Here is a 365-nt window from a genome sequence, read left to right on the forward strand (position 1 = left end):
TGCTCGCGCCCAGGGCGAGAGAATCGTTTTCACCAATGGCTGTTTCGACATTATCCATGCCGGTCATGTGGGGTATTTGGATACGGCTCGTCGGCAAGGGGACCGCTTGGTGCTTGCGGTAAACGGTGATGAATCGATTCGACGGTTGAAGGGGCCGGGTCGGCCTATTAATCCGCTTGAGCGCCGCATGGCAGTCTTGGCTGCGTTGGAGGCGGTGGACTGGGTGGTGGCTTTCGATACTGATACACCGGAGCCACTGTTGGAGTCCATTAAGCCAGATGTTCTTGTGAAAGGCGGTGACTACAGCGTAGACCAGGTGGTGGGCCACGAATTTGTGAAAAGCTATGGTGGTGAGGTAAAAGTGC

General features: G+C 55.6%; 1 protein-coding gene. It reads left to right on the forward strand.

Going from position 1 to position 365, the window contains the following annotated elements; translation table 11 throughout:
• The coding region (rfaE2, locus tag F8C76_RS19360) for a D-glycero-beta-D-manno-heptose 1-phosphate adenylyltransferase (RefSeq protein WP_152132960.1) at window positions 1–365 on the forward strand (365 nt) is incomplete at both ends.

Origin of the sequence: Flagellimonas olearia (assembly GCF_009184425.1) — a bacterium.
Classification (GTDB): Bacteria; Bacteroidota; Bacteroidia; order Flavobacteriales; family Flavobacteriaceae; genus Flagellimonas; species Flagellimonas olearia.